15 protein-coding genes are annotated in these 17,053 nt (G+C 70.0%); 6 read left to right on the forward strand and 9 right to left on the reverse strand.

Annotation, left to right across the window (positions count from 1 at the left end; all coding sequences use genetic code 11):
* Nucleotides 1–2: 2 nt before the first annotated feature.
* From RWQ91_RS09430 to RWQ91_RS09450, 5 genes are all read right to left on the reverse strand, one after another.
* Nucleotides 3–560 carry a nucleoside phosphorylase gene (locus RWQ91_RS09430; RefSeq protein WP_314505240.1) on the reverse strand — a complete coding sequence of 186 codons (558 nt, stop codon included), beginning with the start codon at nucleotides 558–560 and terminating at the stop codon, nucleotides 3–5.
* Complete coding sequence (locus RWQ91_RS09435; protein ID WP_314505244.1) at nucleotides 557–2,059, reverse strand: lipase maturation factor family protein; 1,503 nt, start codon at nucleotides 2,057–2,059, stop codon at nucleotides 557–559. Before RWQ91_RS09435 ends, RWQ91_RS09430 begins: the two co-directional genes overlap by 4 nt.
* 21 nt (nucleotides 2,060–2,080) lie before the next feature.
* Entirely contained in the window at nucleotides 2,081–3,544 is a 1,464-nt protein-coding gene (locus RWQ91_RS09440; protein ID WP_314505248.1) for an NAD(P)/FAD-dependent oxidoreductase, read from the reverse strand.
* Nucleotides 3,545–3,551: 7 nt separating this feature from the next.
* Nucleotides 3,552–5,612 carry an NAD(+) synthase gene (locus RWQ91_RS09445; protein ID WP_314505251.1) on the reverse strand — a complete coding sequence of 687 codons (2,061 nt, stop codon included), beginning with the start codon at nucleotides 5,610–5,612 and terminating at the stop codon, nucleotides 3,552–3,554.
* A 68-nt stretch (nucleotides 5,613–5,680) separates the two neighbouring features.
* Entirely contained in the window at nucleotides 5,681–6,436 is a 756-nt protein-coding gene (locus RWQ91_RS09450) for a DUF222 domain-containing protein (protein WP_314505254.1), read from the reverse strand.
* A 195-nt stretch (nucleotides 6,437–6,631) separates the two neighbouring features.
* Here RWQ91_RS09450 and RWQ91_RS09455 point away from each other — a divergent pair, with 195 nt between their 5' ends.
* Complete coding sequence (locus RWQ91_RS09455; RefSeq protein ID WP_314505257.1) at nucleotides 6,632–7,429, forward strand: YhjD/YihY/BrkB family envelope integrity protein; 798 nt, start codon at nucleotides 6,632–6,634, stop codon at nucleotides 7,427–7,429.
* Here the strand turns inward: RWQ91_RS09455 and RWQ91_RS09460 are convergent.
* The gene (locus RWQ91_RS09460) at nucleotides 7,419–7,643 is read right to left on the reverse strand and encodes an RNA-binding S4 domain-containing protein (protein ID WP_314505260.1); all 225 of its coding nucleotides are present in this window, start codon (nucleotides 7,641–7,643) and stop codon (nucleotides 7,419–7,421) included. The two genes, RWQ91_RS09455 and RWQ91_RS09460, sit on opposite strands and share 11 nt — an antisense overlap.
* A gap of 98 nt (nucleotides 7,644–7,741) precedes the next feature.
* On the opposite strand from RWQ91_RS09460, the gene RWQ91_RS09465 reads away from it, so the two are divergent.
* The 4 genes from RWQ91_RS09465 to RWQ91_RS09480 all read left to right on the forward strand — a co-directional run bounded on the left by RWQ91_RS09465 (nucleotide 7,742) and on the right by RWQ91_RS09480 (nucleotide 13,715).
* A complete protein-coding gene (locus RWQ91_RS09465) occupies nucleotides 7,742–11,281 on the forward strand; it encodes a TM0106 family RecB-like putative nuclease (RefSeq protein ID WP_314505262.1) in 3,540 nt (1,179 codons plus the stop codon).
* Nucleotides 11,282–11,298: 17 nt separating this feature from the next.
* On the forward strand, nucleotides 11,299–11,631 hold the full coding sequence (locus RWQ91_RS09470) for a DUF3467 domain-containing protein (RefSeq protein ID WP_314505265.1): 333 nt from the start codon (nucleotides 11,299–11,301) through the stop codon (nucleotides 11,629–11,631).
* 270 nt (nucleotides 11,632–11,901) lie between these two features.
* Nucleotides 11,902–12,462, forward strand: a complete 561-nt coding sequence (locus RWQ91_RS09475; RefSeq protein WP_314505268.1) for a hypothetical protein — start codon at nucleotides 11,902–11,904, stop codon at nucleotides 12,460–12,462.
* Entirely contained in the window at nucleotides 12,459–13,715 is a 1,257-nt protein-coding gene (locus RWQ91_RS09480; protein WP_314505270.1) for a type III PLP-dependent enzyme, read from the forward strand. Before RWQ91_RS09475 ends, RWQ91_RS09480 begins: the two co-directional genes overlap by 4 nt.
* A 3-nt stretch (nucleotides 13,716–13,718) precedes the next feature.
* Here the strand turns inward: RWQ91_RS09480 and upp are convergent, their stop codons facing one another.
* Nucleotides 13,719–14,351, reverse strand: a complete 633-nt coding sequence (gene upp, locus RWQ91_RS09485) for a uracil phosphoribosyltransferase (RefSeq protein ID WP_314505273.1) — start codon at nucleotides 14,349–14,351, stop codon at nucleotides 13,719–13,721.
* 73 nt (nucleotides 14,352–14,424) lie between these two features.
* Between upp and tadA the strand changes: the two genes are divergently transcribed.
* Complete coding sequence (tadA, locus tag RWQ91_RS09490; protein WP_314505493.1) at nucleotides 14,425–14,976, forward strand: tRNA adenosine(34) deaminase TadA; 552 nt, start codon at nucleotides 14,425–14,427, stop codon at nucleotides 14,974–14,976.
* Here tadA and RWQ91_RS09495 read toward each other — a convergent pair.
* Entirely contained in the window at nucleotides 14,895–15,860 is a 966-nt protein-coding gene (locus tag RWQ91_RS09495; RefSeq protein WP_314505278.1) for a cation diffusion facilitator family transporter, read from the reverse strand. The genes tadA and RWQ91_RS09495 overlap by 82 nt on opposite strands.
* 45 nt (nucleotides 15,861–15,905) lie before the next feature.
* Nucleotides 15,906–17,018: an alpha/beta hydrolase gene (locus RWQ91_RS09500; RefSeq protein WP_314505280.1), complete on the reverse strand. Its 1,113-nt coding sequence runs from the start codon at nucleotides 17,016–17,018 to the stop codon at nucleotides 15,906–15,908.
* Nucleotides 17,019–17,053: the final 35 nt, after the last annotated feature.

Genomic DNA, 17,053 nt, shown 5'->3' on the forward strand with positions numbered 1-17,053 from the left:
CGCTACACGCCGTACTCGGCCCGGACGAACTCGCGCAGCTGCGCACTGCACGCCGTCACCGTGCTGCGCCAGTCGGTGATCGCATCGTCCTGCGCGCGGTCGGAGACCGCCTTGATCACGCGGATCGGCACACCGAACTGCGCCGCGACCCACGCGTACGCATACGTCTCCATGTCGACCAGGCCTGCGCCCAGCGGCCGGATCACCGCCACCGCCTCCGCGCCGTCGACGAAGTGGTCGCCCGTCGCGATCGTGATGCCCTCGCGACCGAGCTCGACCCGCGGGGGAAGCGACACGTGCTGACCCACTCGGCCGTCGATGTCGGTCACATCGTGCTGGATCGCCGCGTCGATCTCGTACACGTCGCCGTCGAGCATCGGGTCGATCGCGCCGGCCGTTCCGACCACGAGGATCTCGTCGTACGCGTTCGCGTCGAGCGCCCGGGTCAGCGCGTACGCGGCCTGCAGCTTGCCGGGGCCTGTCACCAGCCGGTCGAACCCGGGCAGCGCAGGCGGAAAGGCGACCAGTTCGGATTCGAGCGCGGCGACGAGAAGCTTCACCCGTCCAGTCTTCCAGGCCTGCGCAGCGAGGCCGCTCCGAACACCACGCGCCGGCGATCGCGGTACCAGCGCTCGTGGCTCTCGCGGAACTCGGCGCGCGTCGTGAACCGGTAGCGATACGAGACAGCGCGCACCCAGCGCGGTGCCGTGCCCTCGAACGGATCGTGCGCCAGCAGCCGCAGCGTCGCCGGATCGGCTTCGAGCAGCTTGACCAGAAAGCCGGTGAACCAGTCGTCGAGCGAATGCCCGAGCGGCAGGAACCACATCAGCCAGTCCAGGCGCAGGTGATACGGCGCGAATTGGCGGGGGATGCGGCGAAGCTCGCCCGGCTTGCCCCGGAATGGGTACTCGACCCAGGCGGCGGCATCCGGATCCTCATCCATGGTGCCCTCGACGACGATCTCGATGCGCTCTTTCGTGACCGTGCCGAACGCGCCGTACGCATTGGCGAGCTGCCACCGGTTGAAGCTGGCGTTCATGAGCTGCCGCCGGGCGAACAGATTGCCCAGCGCGTGCCGGCTCAGCACGACGAACAGGACGCCGACGGCCGAGGTGACCACCAGCCACCAGAGCGGCAGACCGTCGATCACCCACGGCGGCGCGTCCGCGGCCGGTCGCGGGGGAGAGCCGATGCCGGGCAGTCCGATCGCCGAGACGGCGAGCACGATCGTCGCCCAGTTCAGCCAGGCGAAGTTGCCGGTCGCGACGAGCCACGCCTGCGTGGCGATCACGATGCCCGCCGCTACGGCCCCGACGAGCGCGGGCACCGGTCCGGGGACCCACAGGCTCAGCAGCGGCACGAACAGGAACCACGGGACGACCAGCTGCGCGAAGTGGTTGCCCACGACCTCGCCGCGATGGAACCAGCGGGGCAGCAGGTGCGCCTGTCTGCTGAGCGGGCCCGGCATGGGCTGCGTCTCGTGGTGGTACATCAGCGCCGTGAGATCGCGCCACTCGCGTCCGCCGCGGATCTTGATCATTCCCGCCCCGAACTCCAGCCGGAACACGAGCCACCAGAACAGCACGATGACGACCATGGGCGGCGGCTGCGAGTCAGAGCCGAGGAACGCGGCGAGGAAGCCCGCTTCGAGCAGCAGCATCTCCCAGCCGAACGAGTAGAAGGTCTGCCCGATGCTCGTCATCGACATGTAGCCCGCCCACAGCAGGAGGAAGGCGATCATCGGCACCCAGGGCGGTCCCAGCTGCGGGATCCCGGCGATGAGCGTCGCTGACACGACGATGCCTCCTACGCACAGAGTCACCAGCCGGCGGTCGGTGTAGCGCACCCACCGGAAGAGCGTGGGATGCAGCATCCGTCCCGCCCGCTTCGACGAACGCGCCCAGTCGAGCAGCTCGGGAGCGGGTAGCAGGCCGTGTTCGCCGAGCAGCGGGCGGAATTGATTCAGGCTCGAGAGGAAGGCCACCAGGAACAGAGCCGCGATGCCGCGCTGCAGCACCTGCCGTGCGAACTCGAAGTCGACCGCCGCGAAACCGTCCACTCCTTCAGCGTACGAACACGGTCACGTCCGGAACAGGTCTCCGGGCTCGAGCCTGCCGACGCCAGCGTCGTCGATCGCCTGCCGCGCCGCGTACCAGCCCGGCATGCCGGTGACACCGGGACCAGGGGGAGTGGCTGCCGACGCGAGGTAGACGCCGGGCATCGGCGTGCGCCACGGGGTGGGAGAAATCACCGGCCGGCGGATCGCCTGGATCAGGCCGAAGGCCCCGCCGAGGATGTCGCCGCCGATGTCGGACGGGTTGACACCCGGCCGGTCCGCCGCCGTCATCGCTTGCGAGGCGAGGATGCGGTCGCGGAAGCCCGGAGCGAACCGCTCGACCTGGCGGGTCACGAGCTCGGTCGGATCGAGGGGCGAGTCGGCCGGCACGTGGATGTAGGCCCAGAGCACCGCGTTGCCGGCCGGGGCACGCGACGGGTCCAGGACGGACGGCTGCACCGCGAGCACGTAGGGCCGGTCGCTCACGGCCCCGCGCGCGACGGTGTTCTCGGACCTCCGCACCTGCGCGGACGTGCCGCCCAGGTGCACGGTGGGAGAGCGGGCGACGTCGGCGTTCGCCCAGGGGACCGGGCCGTCCAGCGCGAAGTCCACCTTCGCGGCGGCCGCACCGTAGCGGTACCTCTCGATCGCGCGAGCATAGGCGCCGGGGATGTCGGGGTGGCTCAGCAGAAGTCTCGGCGAGGTATCGAGCACCAGCAGGTCGCCCGCGGCGGCGTCTCCCCATTCCAGAGCGGAGAGGGACCGCACGTGGTGATCGGCGAGGACCTCGCCGCCGTGCGCGCGGAGGTCGGCGATCAGCGCGTCGGCGATGCGCTGAGCACCCCCGCGAGGGTATGCCCAGCCGTCGCCGGCGTGTGCATGCGCGGCGAGGAACAGTCCCGAGGCGGCGGCCCCGATCGACGGCAGCGCAGTGTTGGCGTGGGCGAAGACGCCGGTCAGCAGGGCGTCGGCCTCCTCGGTGGCGAAGGTCCTTCGTCCCAGTGCGGTTCCCATCTGCAGGACGCGCGTGCCGAATCGCAGGGTCGTGAGGGGATGCCGCGGGACGCGCAGCAGCTGCGAACCGGTGAAATCCACGACGTTCTCGAGGTGTGAGCTGAGCGGCCGGAGCATGGCGAGCCAGGCTTTCGCATCGCGGCCGAGGCCCTCGGCGGTGCGGTCGATGTCGCGCCACGCGATGCCGGCGCGACCGCCCTCCAGCGGGTGGGCGTAGGAGATCTCGGGGGTGACCCAGTCGATGCGGTGACGCAGCCGGAACGCCCGGAAGAACGGCGAGCTCAGGGCCGCCGGGTGCACCGCCGAGCCGACGTCGTGCCGGAAGCCGGGGAGCGTGAGTTCGCCGGTGCGCACGCCTCCGCCGACCGTGCTCGACGCTTCGAGGACGGTCACCGTGTACCCCGCCCGTGCCAGGGCGACGCCGGCGGTGAGGCCGTTCGGCCCGCTGCCGATGATCGTCGCGCGCCTGGCCATCGTGCTCCTAGGGTGCGAGATCGGGGAGCGCGGCATCCAGTTCGGCCAGCCAGACCGCGGCGTTGCCGTCCGACGGTGCGCGCCAGTCCCCGCGCGGCGACAGCGATCCGGCGGGGGAGACCTTGGGGCCGTTGGGGATCGCGGAGCGCTTGAACTGTGCGAATGCGAAGAAGCGCTGGAGGAACACCCGCAGCCACTTCGTGACCGTGGGCAGGTCGTACGCGTAGCGATCGGCGTCGGGGAAGCCAGGCGGCCAGGCGCCGGCATCCGCGTCCTTCCACGCGCGTTCGGCGAGGAAGGCGATCTTCGAGGGACGGAACCCGAAGCGGAGGATGTGGAACAGGGCGAAGTCGTGCAGCGCATACGGGCCGATGCGGTCCTCGGTGGACTGCATCCTGCCGTCCTGCCCGGCCGGCACCAGTTCGGGACTGATCTCGGTGTCGAGCACGGATTGGAGCACGTCCTTGGCGTGCTCGCTCAGCTCGACCGACGGATCGGCGATGACCCAGCGGATCACGTGCTGGATCAGCGTCTTCGGCACACCGGTGTTGACGGCGTAGTGGCTCATCTGATCGCCGACGCCGTACGTCGCCCAGCCCAGGGCGAGCTCGGACAGGTCGGACGTTCCGATGACGAGCCCGCCGTTCTGGTTGGCGAGCCGGAACAGGAAGTCCGTGCGCAGGCCCGCCTGCACGTTCTCGAAGGTGACGTCGTGCACGGGGCGGCCGTCGGCGAACGGGTGCTTGATCTTCGTCAGCAGCTCGGTGGCGGCATCCCGGATGTCGATCGTCTCGATCGAGGCGCCGATCGCCTCGGCGAGGGCGATCGCGTTCGATTTCGTGTGCTCGGAGGTCGCGAAGCCGGGCATCGTGTAGGCGAGGATCTCGCTGCGCGGCCGCCCCATGCGGTCCATGGCGCGCGCGATCACGAGGAGGGCGTGCGTGGAGTCCAGGCCGCCGCTCACACCGATCACGGGCTTGGGGTCTCCGATCGCCTGCAGCCGCTGCACCAGGCCCGACACCTGGATGTTGAACGCCTCGTAGCAGTCCAGCGCGAGCCGCGCAGGGTCGTCGGGCACGAACGGGAAGCGGTCGAGGTGACGGCGCAGCCCGATATCGCGGGCGGGCGGGTCGAGCTCGAAGTGGACGGTGCGGAACATCGCCTCGGCGTGCTCGGCGCGACGGTTGTCATCGAACGTGCCCTGGCGGAGGCGGTCCTGCCGCAGGCGGTCGAGGTCGACATCGGCGACCGAGTGGCGCCGACCTTCGGGGAATCGCTCCGTCTCGGCGAGCAGGTTGCCGCCCTCGTAGATCAGGGTCTGCCCGTCCCACGAGAGGTCGTTCGTCGATTCGCCCTGGCCGGCAGCGGCGTAGGCGTACGCCGCGAGGCATCGCAGGGACTGGGACTGACAGAGGATCTTGCGGTCCTCGGCCCGTGCGATCGTGATGGGACTTCCCGAGAGGTTCAGCAGCACTGTCGCACCGGCGAGGGCGGCCGAGGATGACGGCGGGATCGGCACCCAGACGTCCTCGCACACCTCGGCGTGGACGACCAGGCCCGGAACGTCGAGGGCTTCGAACAGCAGGTCCGGTCCGAACGGCGCCTCCAGGTGCGCGACGCGGATGTCCTGTCCGATCTGGTCGTCGCCGGGCGCGTACCAGCGGCGCTCGTAGAATTCCCGATAGGTGGGCAGATACGACTTGGGTGCGACGCCGAGCAGCTCACCGCGGTGGATCACGACGGCGCAGTTGTAGAGGCGGTTGCGATGGCGCAGCGGGGCGCCCACGACGAGCACGGGGAAGAGCTCTTCGGATGCCGCCACCAGCGTCGCGATGGCGGTCTCGACGGCGTCGAGGACGGCATCCTGCATGACGAGGTCGTCGATCGCGTACCCGCTCAGGCACAGCTCCGGGAAGACGGCGACCGCAACGGCGTCGGCGTCGCACTCGCGGGCGGTGGTGAGCACGGCCTCGGCGTTTCGGACCGGATCGGCGATCGCGAGGGGAATGGTGCAGGCCGCGACGCGGGCGAACCCGTGCCGGTACGCGCTCTCGAACGGGAGGCTCATTGCTCCAGTCTGTCAGGGCACCGGTCGTTTGCGCCGGTGGTTGCGGCGGATGCCCACGGCGGCATGGGTCAGAAGGGCGGGGGATCGCCGGACGGAATGAACCGCAGTATGGGGGTGGGCACGTCGATGTAGACCAGACCCGTCGGGCTGGTCCACTCGAGGGACCCGCCGCCCAGCTGCCTCACCTGCCAATCGGTGGCGTGCTTGAGCGTGTGATGACGGCGGCAGAGGTGGGCGAGATTGTGGATCTCGGTCTGACCACCGAGAGCGGCGTCGTGCGTATGGTCGACATCGCACCGTCGAACCGGCTGACGGCACCCGGGGAAACGGCAGTGCTCGTCTCGGACGCGCAATGCGCGCAGCAGGTCGGCGCTCGGACGGTACCGATCCACGGCGAGCATGGCTCCGCTGACCGGATGCGTCATGACGCGGTCCCAGCCGGGAGCGCCCGCCGCGAGGCACCTGGCCGATTCGGGATCGATCGGACCGTAACCCGCGAGCGTCGCACCGGCCTCGTCCGATCCCGCGAGCGTCAAGACGGGGACGGTGACCTGGACGTGGGCCCGGATGGCAGCGGTGCCCTCGTCGAGCGCGGCCGGCGCGCCGCAGAGCAGCAGATCCGCGACGATGTCGGCTCGCCGTTGATCCATGGTCCGGTCGTCGTTCCTCTCGCTGATCGAGGTGTACAGCATCGCCTGATGAGCGCGGGCCGCGCTGATCTGAGCCTCGCTGTCGACCAGGGACTGGATCAGACTCCTCAGCAGGGAACGCTCGGAGGGCAGCGGATCCGCCGCCGGCAATGAGTCCCAGTCGACTGCCGTCATACCTCAATTGTGGCGACCCCCTCCGACATCGGGAGGTGCGTTGCGGGCGCCTGATCAGCCCCGATGCTAGCCTCGGCGGGTCAAGCGGAAATGACACGATGACGTTTCGTGAGGTGCGCAATGACGGGGTGGACGGTGATGCGCCTCGTCCGCGCGGGCGCTCGAAGCACTTCGGGACGTTTCGTGCTGAGGGTCGTGCGTGAACTGGTCGACCTGGGACTCGTGGACCGCGGGATGACGCTCGCGGCGCACGTCTTCACGTCGGTCCTGCCGATCCTGATCATCGCCGGGGCAGTGCGCGCCAACCTCGATCCCCGCAGCGGTCCGGTGATCTCCGAGCATCTGGGCCTGAACGCGGCGACGGCCGAGATCCTGCAGAAGTCGCTGCCCGGTGGGGCACAGGAGCTTCGCGCGACCGGGGTGATCGGCGTGATCCTCCTGGTGATCGCCGCGACGTCGTTCGCCCGTGCTCTGGAGCGGAGTCTCCGGAAGATCTGGCGAACTCCATCGGTGAGCGTGAAGCTCGCCTGGCGATGGTTCGCTTCGCTGCTGACGGTCGTGCTCGGTCTGGCCTTCGTCGTCGCGACCCGCGTCGTGGTCAGCGGTGACGGCGCCCTGCCGGTGGTGGAGTTCCTCGTCGAGATTCTCGTGTGGGGCGCGCTGTGGTGGATCGCGTCGTGGATCGTGATCGACCGACGGGTCAGCCTTCGCAGATTGCTGCCCGGCGCTGCCCTCACCGGGATAGGCTTCGCCGTCGCCGGACTTGTCGGGCGCGCGTTCCTTCCTCCGCTGCTCGCGGATTCGGCGGCGCGCTTCGGCGTGCTGGGCATGGCATTCACCTACATCGGCTGGCTGCTGGTGCTGTCGTGCGTTCTGCTGGTGGGGATGACTGCCGGACGAGTCCTCTTCCTGGCCCACGCCGGTGACGCGTGGCGCCGATCGGCCTACGCCTCGGCAGGGGCCGCCCAGCGCGACAGGAGCCTCACCGGCTGACCCGCACCCGCCGACCTTCGAAGTCGATGACATCGCCGGGGTGCAGCTGCCGCCCACGTCGACGATCGACCTCGCCGTTGACCCTCACGTAGCCGTCGATGATGGCCTCTTTCACGTCTCCGCCGGAATCGAGCAGGCCGGCGAACTTCATGAACTGTCCCAGGCGGATCATGTCGCCGCCGATGGAGACGTCGATGGGAGCCGCATTCGTCATCCCGGAATGCTAGCCGAGCAGCGGCGTACGACAGCGCGCAGGGTCCGCACATCACTGTCCGCGGCCGCCCGTAGCATCGGGGAGACGAAAGGCAGCAATTGCGATACATCCCGGCTGAGGGCCGCGTGGTCTGGAGTGCGAGCGACCTGAAAGCCGCGGCGGAGTGCGAATTCGCCTGGCTGCGTGCGATCGACGCCCGTCTGGGCCGCATCGATGCGGTAGACGAGCCCGAGGACGCCACGCTCGAGCGCGCGGGCCGGCTCGGCGGCGAACACGAGGTGCGCGTGCTCGCCGCGTACCGCGAGCGGTTCGGAGACGGCGTCGTCGAGATCGCCGAGACGCGATCCTCGGATGCCGCGGGCCTGGCCGCCGCGGTGGCGCACACGAACGCCGCCCTCGCGTCGGACGCCGATGTCATCTACCAGGCCGCCTTCGCCACCGACGAGTTCGTCGGGTTCGCCGACTTCCTGACGCGCGACGAGGACGGCCGGTGGATCGTGCAGGACAGCAAGCTGGCCCGGCGGGCCCGCGTCACCGCGCTCATGCAGCTCGCGGCGTACGTGGATCAGCTCGACCGGCTCGGGGTGGCCCGCTCCGATCGGGTGGAGCTGCTTCTGGGCGACGGCACCACGAGCGTGCACCGCGCCGACGACCTTCTGCCCGTCTTCGGCCTGCGCCGCACCCGGCTTCAGGCCCTCATCGCCGACCGGCGGCTCGACCTGGCAGCCGACGCACCAGCGATCGCCTGGGGCGACCCGCGCGGAGAACTGGGCGTGATCGCCTGCGGGCGCTGTGCGACCTGTGATCTCGAGGTGGTCGCCTCGCGCGACCTGCTGCTGGTCGCCGGCATGCGCCCCGTCCAGCGCGACCGGCTGCGCGCGGCGGGCATCGCGACGATCGATGCGCTCGCGAGTGCTCTGACGGCGCCGCCGCACATGAACCCCGACACCTTCGCGATGCTGCAGACCCAGGCACGCCTGCAGCTGAGCGCCCCCGCTGGCACGGGCGAAGCCGTCCTGACGGGCGACGGGCCTCCCGCCGTGCCGCCGTACGAGGTCGTCGCCCCCGCAGCACTCGGCGCGCTGCCGCGGCCCGACAACGGCGATCTCTTCTTCGACTTCGAGGGTGATCCGCTCTACACCGAAGGCGATGCCACCGTCTGGGGGATCGACTACCTGTTCGGGTGGATCGACGTGCGCGAGCAGTACAGCGCGCTGTGGGCGCACTCGTTCGCCGAGGAACGGGTTGCACTCGAGATGTTCCTCGACTTCATCGAGGTCCACCGCGCACAGCATCCGGATTTCCACATCTATCACTACGCACCGTATGAGCCGACGCACCTGCTGACGATGGCGGCACGCTATGGCACGCGTGAGGCCGACGTCGACCGGCTGCTGCGCGACGGCGTGTTCGTCGATCTCTACCCGATCGTCCGCCGCGCCCTGCGCGTCGGATCCCGCTCGTACTCGATCAAGAAGCTCGAGCCGCTCTACATGGGCGGCGACGTGCGCACGAGCGATGTGCAGAAGGGCGATGACTCCATCGTCCGGTACGTCGAAGCACGGGCGCTGCGCGACGACGGTCGCGGCGCCGAGATGCAGGAGATCTTCGACGACCTGGCCGACTACAACCGCTACGACTGCGTCTCGACACGGCGGCTGCGCGACTGGCTCGTCGACCACGCCCGCGCGGCCGGCCTTCGCCCGACACCGAACCCCGAGCCGGGGGAGAACGTCTACGCTCCCTCCCCCCGGGCCGTCGCACTGGCCGCGCTCGCGGCCGGCTGGCCCGACGACTCGCCCGAGTCGGCCGGCCTTCGCCTGGGCGCCGCGGCGATCGACTACTACCCGCGGGAGTCGAAGTCCTTCTGGGCAACGCACTTCCTGCGCCTCCGGGAGCCGCTGTCGCTCTGGGAGGAGACGCGCGATGTCATGGTCGTGGACCACCAGCGCTCGCGCGTGGTCGAGGACTGGCATCGTCCGGACGGCAAGAGCGAGCGCCGCACCCTCGAGCTGCGGGGAGAACTGGCCCCCGGAACGCGATTGAGCGAGGGGACCAACCCGTTCGGGATCTACGAGCTGCCGACGCCCTTCCCGTCCGAGCCGTCACCGCGATGGATCCACGGCACGCGCACGGTCCGCGTCCTCGAGGTCCTCGACGACGGAGCCATCGTCGAGGAACTCGCCGTGGACGGCTGCACGTGGGATCGCCTGCCCATCGCCCTGACCCCGCCGTCGCCCCCGAGCGCCGGACGCCAGCAGGGGGCGATCGACGAGTGGGCCGATGCCGCGATCGCCGCGGCACCCGCGCTTCCCGCGGATCCCGCCACCGACATCCTGCTGCGCCGACCGCCTCGGACGGTGCGGCCCGACGGCGGCCTTCCGCCGCACGTCGGCGACGACGTCCAGTCGATCGTGCAGGCGGTCGTCGACCTCGACGGCAGCTATCTCGCGGTCCAAGGGCCGCCGGGCACGGGCAAGACCTATGTCGGATCCCACGTCATCGCCCGCCTCGTCGCCGAGCGCGGTTACAAGGTCGGCGTCGTGGCGCAGTCCCACGCGGTCGTGGAGCACATGCTCGGGCGCATCGTCGCCGCCGGCCTGGATCCTGCGCTCGTCGGCAAGGCGCCCAAGGATCCTTCGGCATCCGGCATCCCCTTCACCGTGATCGCGAAGAACGGCATCGCGGGCTTCGCCGCCGAGCACGCCGACACCGGCTATGTCGTCGGGGGAACCGCGTGGGACTTCGCCCACGCGGACCGCATACCGCGCGCCAGTCTCGATCTGCTCGTGATCGATGAGGCGGGCCAGTTCTCGCTCGCCTCGACGATCGCCGTCTCGGTGGCAGCACGGCGCCTGCTTCTGCTCGGCGACCCGCAGCAGCTGCCGCAGGTCAGCCAGGGAACGCATCCGGAGCCGGTGGACACCTCGGCGCTCGGCTGGGTGATGGACGGCGCGGACGTCATCCCGCCCGAGTACGGCTACTTCCTCGCCCGCACCTGGCGCATGCACCCTCACGTCGCGGAGCCGGTATCGCGCCTCTCGTACAGCGGCGAGCTCGCGGCGCATCCCGCGACCGCGCTGCGCCGACTGGCCGGGATCGAGCCGGGCCTGATCCCCGTGCCGGTGCGGCACCGCGGCAACGCGACGCAGTCCGTCGAAGAGGCCGCCGTCGTGGCCGACCTCGTCCGCGACCTCGTCGGGCGCGAATGGACCGGCATCCTGATCGGCGACGCGGGCGAGACCACCGTGCTGCCGCCGCGTCCTCTCGGCCAAAGCGACATCATCGTCGTCACGCCGTACAACGCGCAGCAGGTCGCGGTCGAGCAGGCACTCGTGGACGCCGGTTTTCCCGACGTGCGGGTCGGGACCGTCGATCGGTTCCAGGGTCAGGAGGCGGCGGTCGCGATCGTCTCGCTCGCGGCCTCGTCCGGCCGCGATGCGCCGCGCGGACTGGAATTCCTGCTCCTGCGAAACCGCCTCAACGTCGCCATCTCGCGCGCGATGCACACCGCGTACCTCCTTTCCTCGCCGGGGCTGCTGGATGATCTTCCCCACACCCCCGACGGTGTGACGCGCCTCAGCGGGTTCGTCCGGCTCGTGGAGGGGCGCGATGCCACGCGCGTAGACTCTCGCTGATCTCAGAGGAGGCCGCCATGACCGACGAGCGCCAGTTCGAAATCGATCTGCCCCCTGAGCTCATCGCCGGTTCGTACGCGGACTTCGCCAACGTGTGGCACACGCCCACGGTGTTCATCATGGACTTCCTGACGCTGGCGAAGCCGCCGGCCGAAGCCGTGGATCCCGAGACCGGCGAACGGCGCACCATCGTTCCGGCGCGAGTCGTGAGCCGGGTGCGGATTCCTCCCGAGCAGGTGTTCGAACTGGCCAAAGCCCTCACCCAGCAGCTGGAATTCTGGGAGCAGGAGACCGGTCGCCGTCCGCCGGCGAGCCCCGTTCTCGGCGACGAAGGGAATCTCGAGGGGTAGACCCCCGGGTGCGCCCTGTCAACCCCGTTGGGTCAGAAACTGCGCACCCGTAGCCTGGGCGGGCGTCTCTCGTAGACGCAGGTCGCGGCATCCGTTCGGCGAGGGGTGGATGCCGCGACCATTTTTTATGGGCGGTATCCACCCCTCCGCGCACGGAGCGCGCCGCGCGCATCGTGGATGCCGCGACCATTCTCTTTCCGGCGGCCGTTCCTTTCCGCCGGTATCACCGTGCGCCCTGCGTCCTCTCCCTTCGAGAACAGGGAGTGTCACATGAGCGCTATCGCCGCGGGTTCCGAGATCGCCGTCACAGCGGATGCCGTCGCCGTCGAGATGGGCGGAGCCACTGCCGCGCAGGACGGGGTGCCGAGGCGTCGCGGACTGGTCTTCTGGGTCGTCCGCTACCTGCCCGCGGAGATCGTCGGGACCGCAGCCATGGTGCTCGCCGGGCTTGCGGTCACCGTCTGGACCGAGGCGCCCGCACTCATCGCCCTGGCGGCGCTGCTCGGGGAGAGCATCGGCTTCTACACGGTTCTGGCGATCACGATCTACGCCGAGCAGTCTGCTGTCTCGGACACCTGGCGTCGGGCGGTGGGCCGCACGTTCCTGCTGCTGCTGGCCGAGTTCGGCCCGGCAGAACTGCTCGACAGTCTGCTGATCCGGCCTGCCGCGCTCATCCTCGGCGTGTGGCTGCTGCCCGACCCGGTGTGGGGACTGCTGGCCGGCAAGGTCTTCGCCGACGTCGTCTTCTACGCCATCGCCGCCGGCGCCTTCACGATCACCGCGAAGACGGGCTTGCGCGACGGTCGCCGCAGCGCGGAGAACGAGTCATGACCATCCCGCCGGCGGCGCACGATGCGCGTGCCGAGAGCAGCTTGCGGGAGCTCCGCCGCGCCGAGACCGCCGCGCTGCTGTCCTCGGATATCGCGAAGGCGGCGCTCGCTCTGCACGGCACACCCGTGCTGCTGCTGGATCCGGAGCGGGTCCGTTCGCAGTACCGCCGGCTCGCGGCGGCACTGCCGTTCGTCCGGTTCCACTACGCGGTCAAAGCGCTCGCGCACGTCGATGTGCTGAGCGCCCTGGCCGAAGAGGGCTGCGGCTTCGACGTCGCGACCGGCGAGGAGCTGGAACTGCTGGCGGGCATCGGACGCGAGCGCATCATCCACACGCACCCGATCAAGAAGGCATCCGAGGTCGCGGAGGCGCTGGAGGCGGGAGTGCGGACATTCGTGATCGACAACGAGGTGGAGCTCGACAAGTTCCGCTCCGCCCCGTCGGACGTGCGCCTCCTCATCCGCCTGGCCTACCGGAGCCCGCAGGCCAAGAGCGACCTGTCGACCAAGTTCGGCGTAGGTCCGTTCGAGGCCGCCCGCCTGGTGGAGCGTGCCCTCGCGCGCGGCATCCGGATCGGCGGCTTCAGCTTCCACGTCGGCAGCCAGCTCGATGACCCCGCGCGGTTCGCGGCGGCGACCACCGAGACCCTGGCGCTCATGGATCAGCTGGAGTCGGCGCTGCCCGTGCGCTTCGAGACGCTCGACATCGGCGGCGGCTTTCCGGTCGCCTACGACACGGCGGTCACCCCGCTCGAAGAGCTCGCGGCAGTGATCCGTCCGTTGCTCGAGCCGCGCGCCGACCGGCTCACGATCCTGGCCGAGCCCGGGCGCATCATGGTGGCGGAGTCGATGACGCTCCTCACGAGCGTCGTGGGCCTCGCCGAACGCGGCGACGGCCGCTGGTACTACCTGGACGACGGCCTGTACGGCGCCTATTCGAATGTGCTCACCGAGGACGTGCACCCGCTGATCTTCGCGGAGCGCGAGATCGAGGGGCTCGAGGTGGATGCCGCCACCCACCGCTGGGCGACCCTCGCGGGCCCGACGTGCGACTCGACCGATGTGATCGCCCGGGAGGCGCTCCTTCCCGATCTCGCGGTCGGCGATCTGCTGGTCAGCCCGGTGATGGGCGCCTACACCGTGGTGACGGCGACGCGCTTCAACGGGCGCAGCGTCACTCCGATCGCCGTGATCAGCGGGGGTGGCCGCACCGGTGAACTCGTCGCCGCACAGCCCGTGGGCGCGCTGGTCTGAGCGTCAGACCGTGCCGTACAGGCGGTCGCCGGCGTCGCCGAGACCGGGCACGATGTAGCCCTTCTCGTTCAGGCGCTCATCCAGCGCGCCGAGCACGAGCGTCACGTCGCGTCCGTCGACCTGCTTCTCGATCGCCGCCACGCCTTCCGGCGCGCCCAGCAGGCAGATCGCGGTGACGTCGCGCGCCCCGCGCCGGAAGAGGAACTCCATCGCAGCGCCCAGCGACCCGCCCGTCGCGAGCATCGGGTCGAGCACGAAGCACTGGCGGTCGCTCAGGTCCTCGGGAAGACGCTCGGCGTATGTCGTCGGCTCGAGGGTCACCTCGTTGCGCGCCATGCCGAGGAACCCGACCTCGGCGCTGGGCAGCAGCTTGACCATTCCATCCAGCATCCCGAGCCCGGCCCGCAGGATCGGCACGACGAGCGGGCGCGGCTCGCTGATCTTCACTCCGATGGTCGTCGTCACCGGTGTGCGGATCTCATGGGGATCGACGCGCACGCCCCGGGTGGCCTCGTAGGCGAGGAGCGTGACGAGCTCCTCGGTGAGCTGGCGGAACACGGGGGAGGGGGTGTTCTCGTCGCGCAGGACCGTGAGCTTGTGGGTGATGAGCGGATGATCCGCGACGTGCAGGCGCATACGCCCAGGCTAGGGCACCGGGCAGTGGGCCACCGGGCCTTCTGCGTCGACGCCCTACGCTGGGGCCGTGGCGATTGCAGCATCCGAACGGGACGACGCACTCATGGTGCGCGCTCTCGATCTGGCCGCCCGCGCGCGGGAGGCGGACGACGTTCCCGTGGGAGCGCTCGTGGCGGATGCCGAGGGCCGGGTCATCGGGGAGGGCCGCAACCTCCGCGAGGCCACGCACGACCCCACCGCGCACGCCGAAGTCGTCGCGATGCGCGAGGCCGCAGCATCCCTCGGCTCGTGGAACCTGGCGGGGTGCACGCTCGTCGTGACGCTCGAACCCTGCCTCATGTGCGCCGGAGCGCTGCTGCAGGCGCACGTGTCCCGGCTGGTGTTCGGCGCCTGGGACGAGAAGGCCGGCGCGGCCGGCTCGCTCTACGACGTCGTGCGCGATCGCCGGCTGCCGTCCCGCGCCGAGGTGGTCGCGGGCGTGCGCGCGGACGAGTCCACCGCGCTGCTGCAGCGGTTCTTCGGCGAGCTGCGCGAAGAGCGCCCTCAGTCGGCGGACCGGATGACGACCTCTTCGGTGGGCGGGTTCGGGCCGTCAGACGCGCCGTACACGTCCGGTTCGAAGTAGATCGACTGCGCGGTGGGCACCGCCTTGCGCACGCGGGCCTCGACGATGTCGATCTCGGCGGCGACGTCGGCCAGCAGCTTGTCGCCCGAGAAGCCCAATTTGGCCGCCACCAGCAGCTCGTCAGGCCCCAGGTACAGGGTCTTGATGTGGATGAGGCGCTCGACCTCAGGTCCGTTCGTGATCGCGGCGACGATCTTTCTGTAGTCGCCGGCGCCGGCGCCTTCTCCGACCAGCAGGCTCTTGGTCTCGATGCCGAGCGTGATGGCCACCACGATCAGCAGGGTTCCGATCATGAGCGTGCCGATCGCGTCGAACAGCGAGTTACCGGTGATCGCGGTCAGTCCCACACCCAGCAGCGCGAAGACCAGGCCGATGAGCGCGGCGACGTCCTCCAGCAGGACGACAGGCAGCTCGGGCGCCTTCGCGTGGCGGATGAAGCCCACCCACGATTCCCCCTTCGCGCGGACGAGGTTGCTCTCCTTGACCGCGGTGCGCAGCGAGAACGACTCCAGCCCGATCGCGACGATGAGCACCGTCAGCGGGATCCAGAAGTTCTCGAGCTCGTGCGGGTGCGTGAGCTTGTCGACCCCCTCGTAGATCGAGAAGAGCCCGCCGACCGAGAACAGGATGATGGACACGACGAAGGCGTAGACGTAGCGCTCGCGACCGTAACCGAACGGGTGCTCCCGGTCGGCTTCCTTCTTGGCCTTGCGGCCGCCGAGCAGCAGCAGGAGCTGATTCCCGGAGTCGGCGACAGAGTGAATGGCTTCGGCCAGCATCGACGCCGAACCCGAGAAGAACCAGGCGATGAACTTGGCCAGGGCGATGCCCATGTTCGCCAGGAACGCCGCGATGATCGCCTTGCCGCCGCCCGATGCACTCATGCGGGCAAGTCTACGGAGGGCCCGGCGGCGATCGCGACGGCCGGATCAGTCCTCGGACTTGAGGATGATCGCCTCGGTGGGCGGCGCGGGGTCGGCCGGTGCGCCGACGTAGCCGATGACCGACAGCAGGGCATGACGGAATTCCGCGGGCGCCTCGAGGTGGGCCGAGTGACCGACGCCCTCCAGCGCCACCTCTCGCACGTCGCCGCCGGCTGCGGCATACGCATCCAGCACGTCGCGCGTCTGCGATACCATCTCCTGCGCCGGTGCCACCTCCGCCCCCGGCCAGCCGGGGACGATTCCGAGCTGTCCGAGGTAGTTCAGGTCGTAGAACGACGTGTCCGAGACGATCGCGTCCGCGGTGCCGTGGATCCACGCGATCGGCGGCTTCGGGTCCAGTCGCACGATCCCCGACACATCGAAGTTCCCGGGCACCATCGTGTTGAGCACGCCGATCGTACCGGCGGCGAATCCCGGCCAGTTCTGGCTCGCCACACCGTCACCCGGGTAGTTGCCGGTCGCAGTCGAGGTGGTGAGCATGGACTCGACCCAAACGTCTTCGTGCTCGCTCGCGTATCCCGGCGCGACATACCCGGAACGGAAGACGCTGCGCGGCGAGGTCTGCGCGTCAGCGGAGGTGTCGTGATCGATGAGACGCTGCACGAAGTCGGGGTTCGCTCCGCCGCCGCCGGTGCCGGCGTCGTCATCCGTGAGGCGGGTGCCGTCGCGGCGGGTGCCGCCGAAGCCGTAGGGCGAGACGGGGGACTGCAGCGTCAGGCTCAGGACGGGGTGATCGAGCGCGTACTGCATGACGACGCCGCCGCCCATGGACCAGCCCACCAGGTGCGCGGTCGGGATGCCCAGCGCCTCGAGCGTGGCCCACACGTCGTCGCTGAAGTCGCGCACGCCCCGGCTCGCATCGACGGGCGCGTGCTCGGTCAACCCGAAGCCGCGCAGGTCGATCGCGAGCACCCGCAGGTCGCTCGGAAGCTCCTGCATGATCTCCTGCCAGAACAGCGACGACGAGACGTTCCCGTGGACCAGGACGACCGTGCGCTCGGGCGGCGTCGCGGGATCATCCCCGTCGCGCTCGAGGACGCCCACGCTCAGATCCGGGGTTTCGACCAGACGTGAGCGGATGCCGTCGAACAGGGTCATTGCGAGGTCCTTCGTGGTCGGGAAGGGGGCGCCGT

This window comes from uncultured Microbacterium sp. (genome assembly GCF_963524805.1).
Classification (GTDB): Bacteria; Actinomycetota; Actinomycetes; order Actinomycetales; family Microbacteriaceae; genus Microbacterium.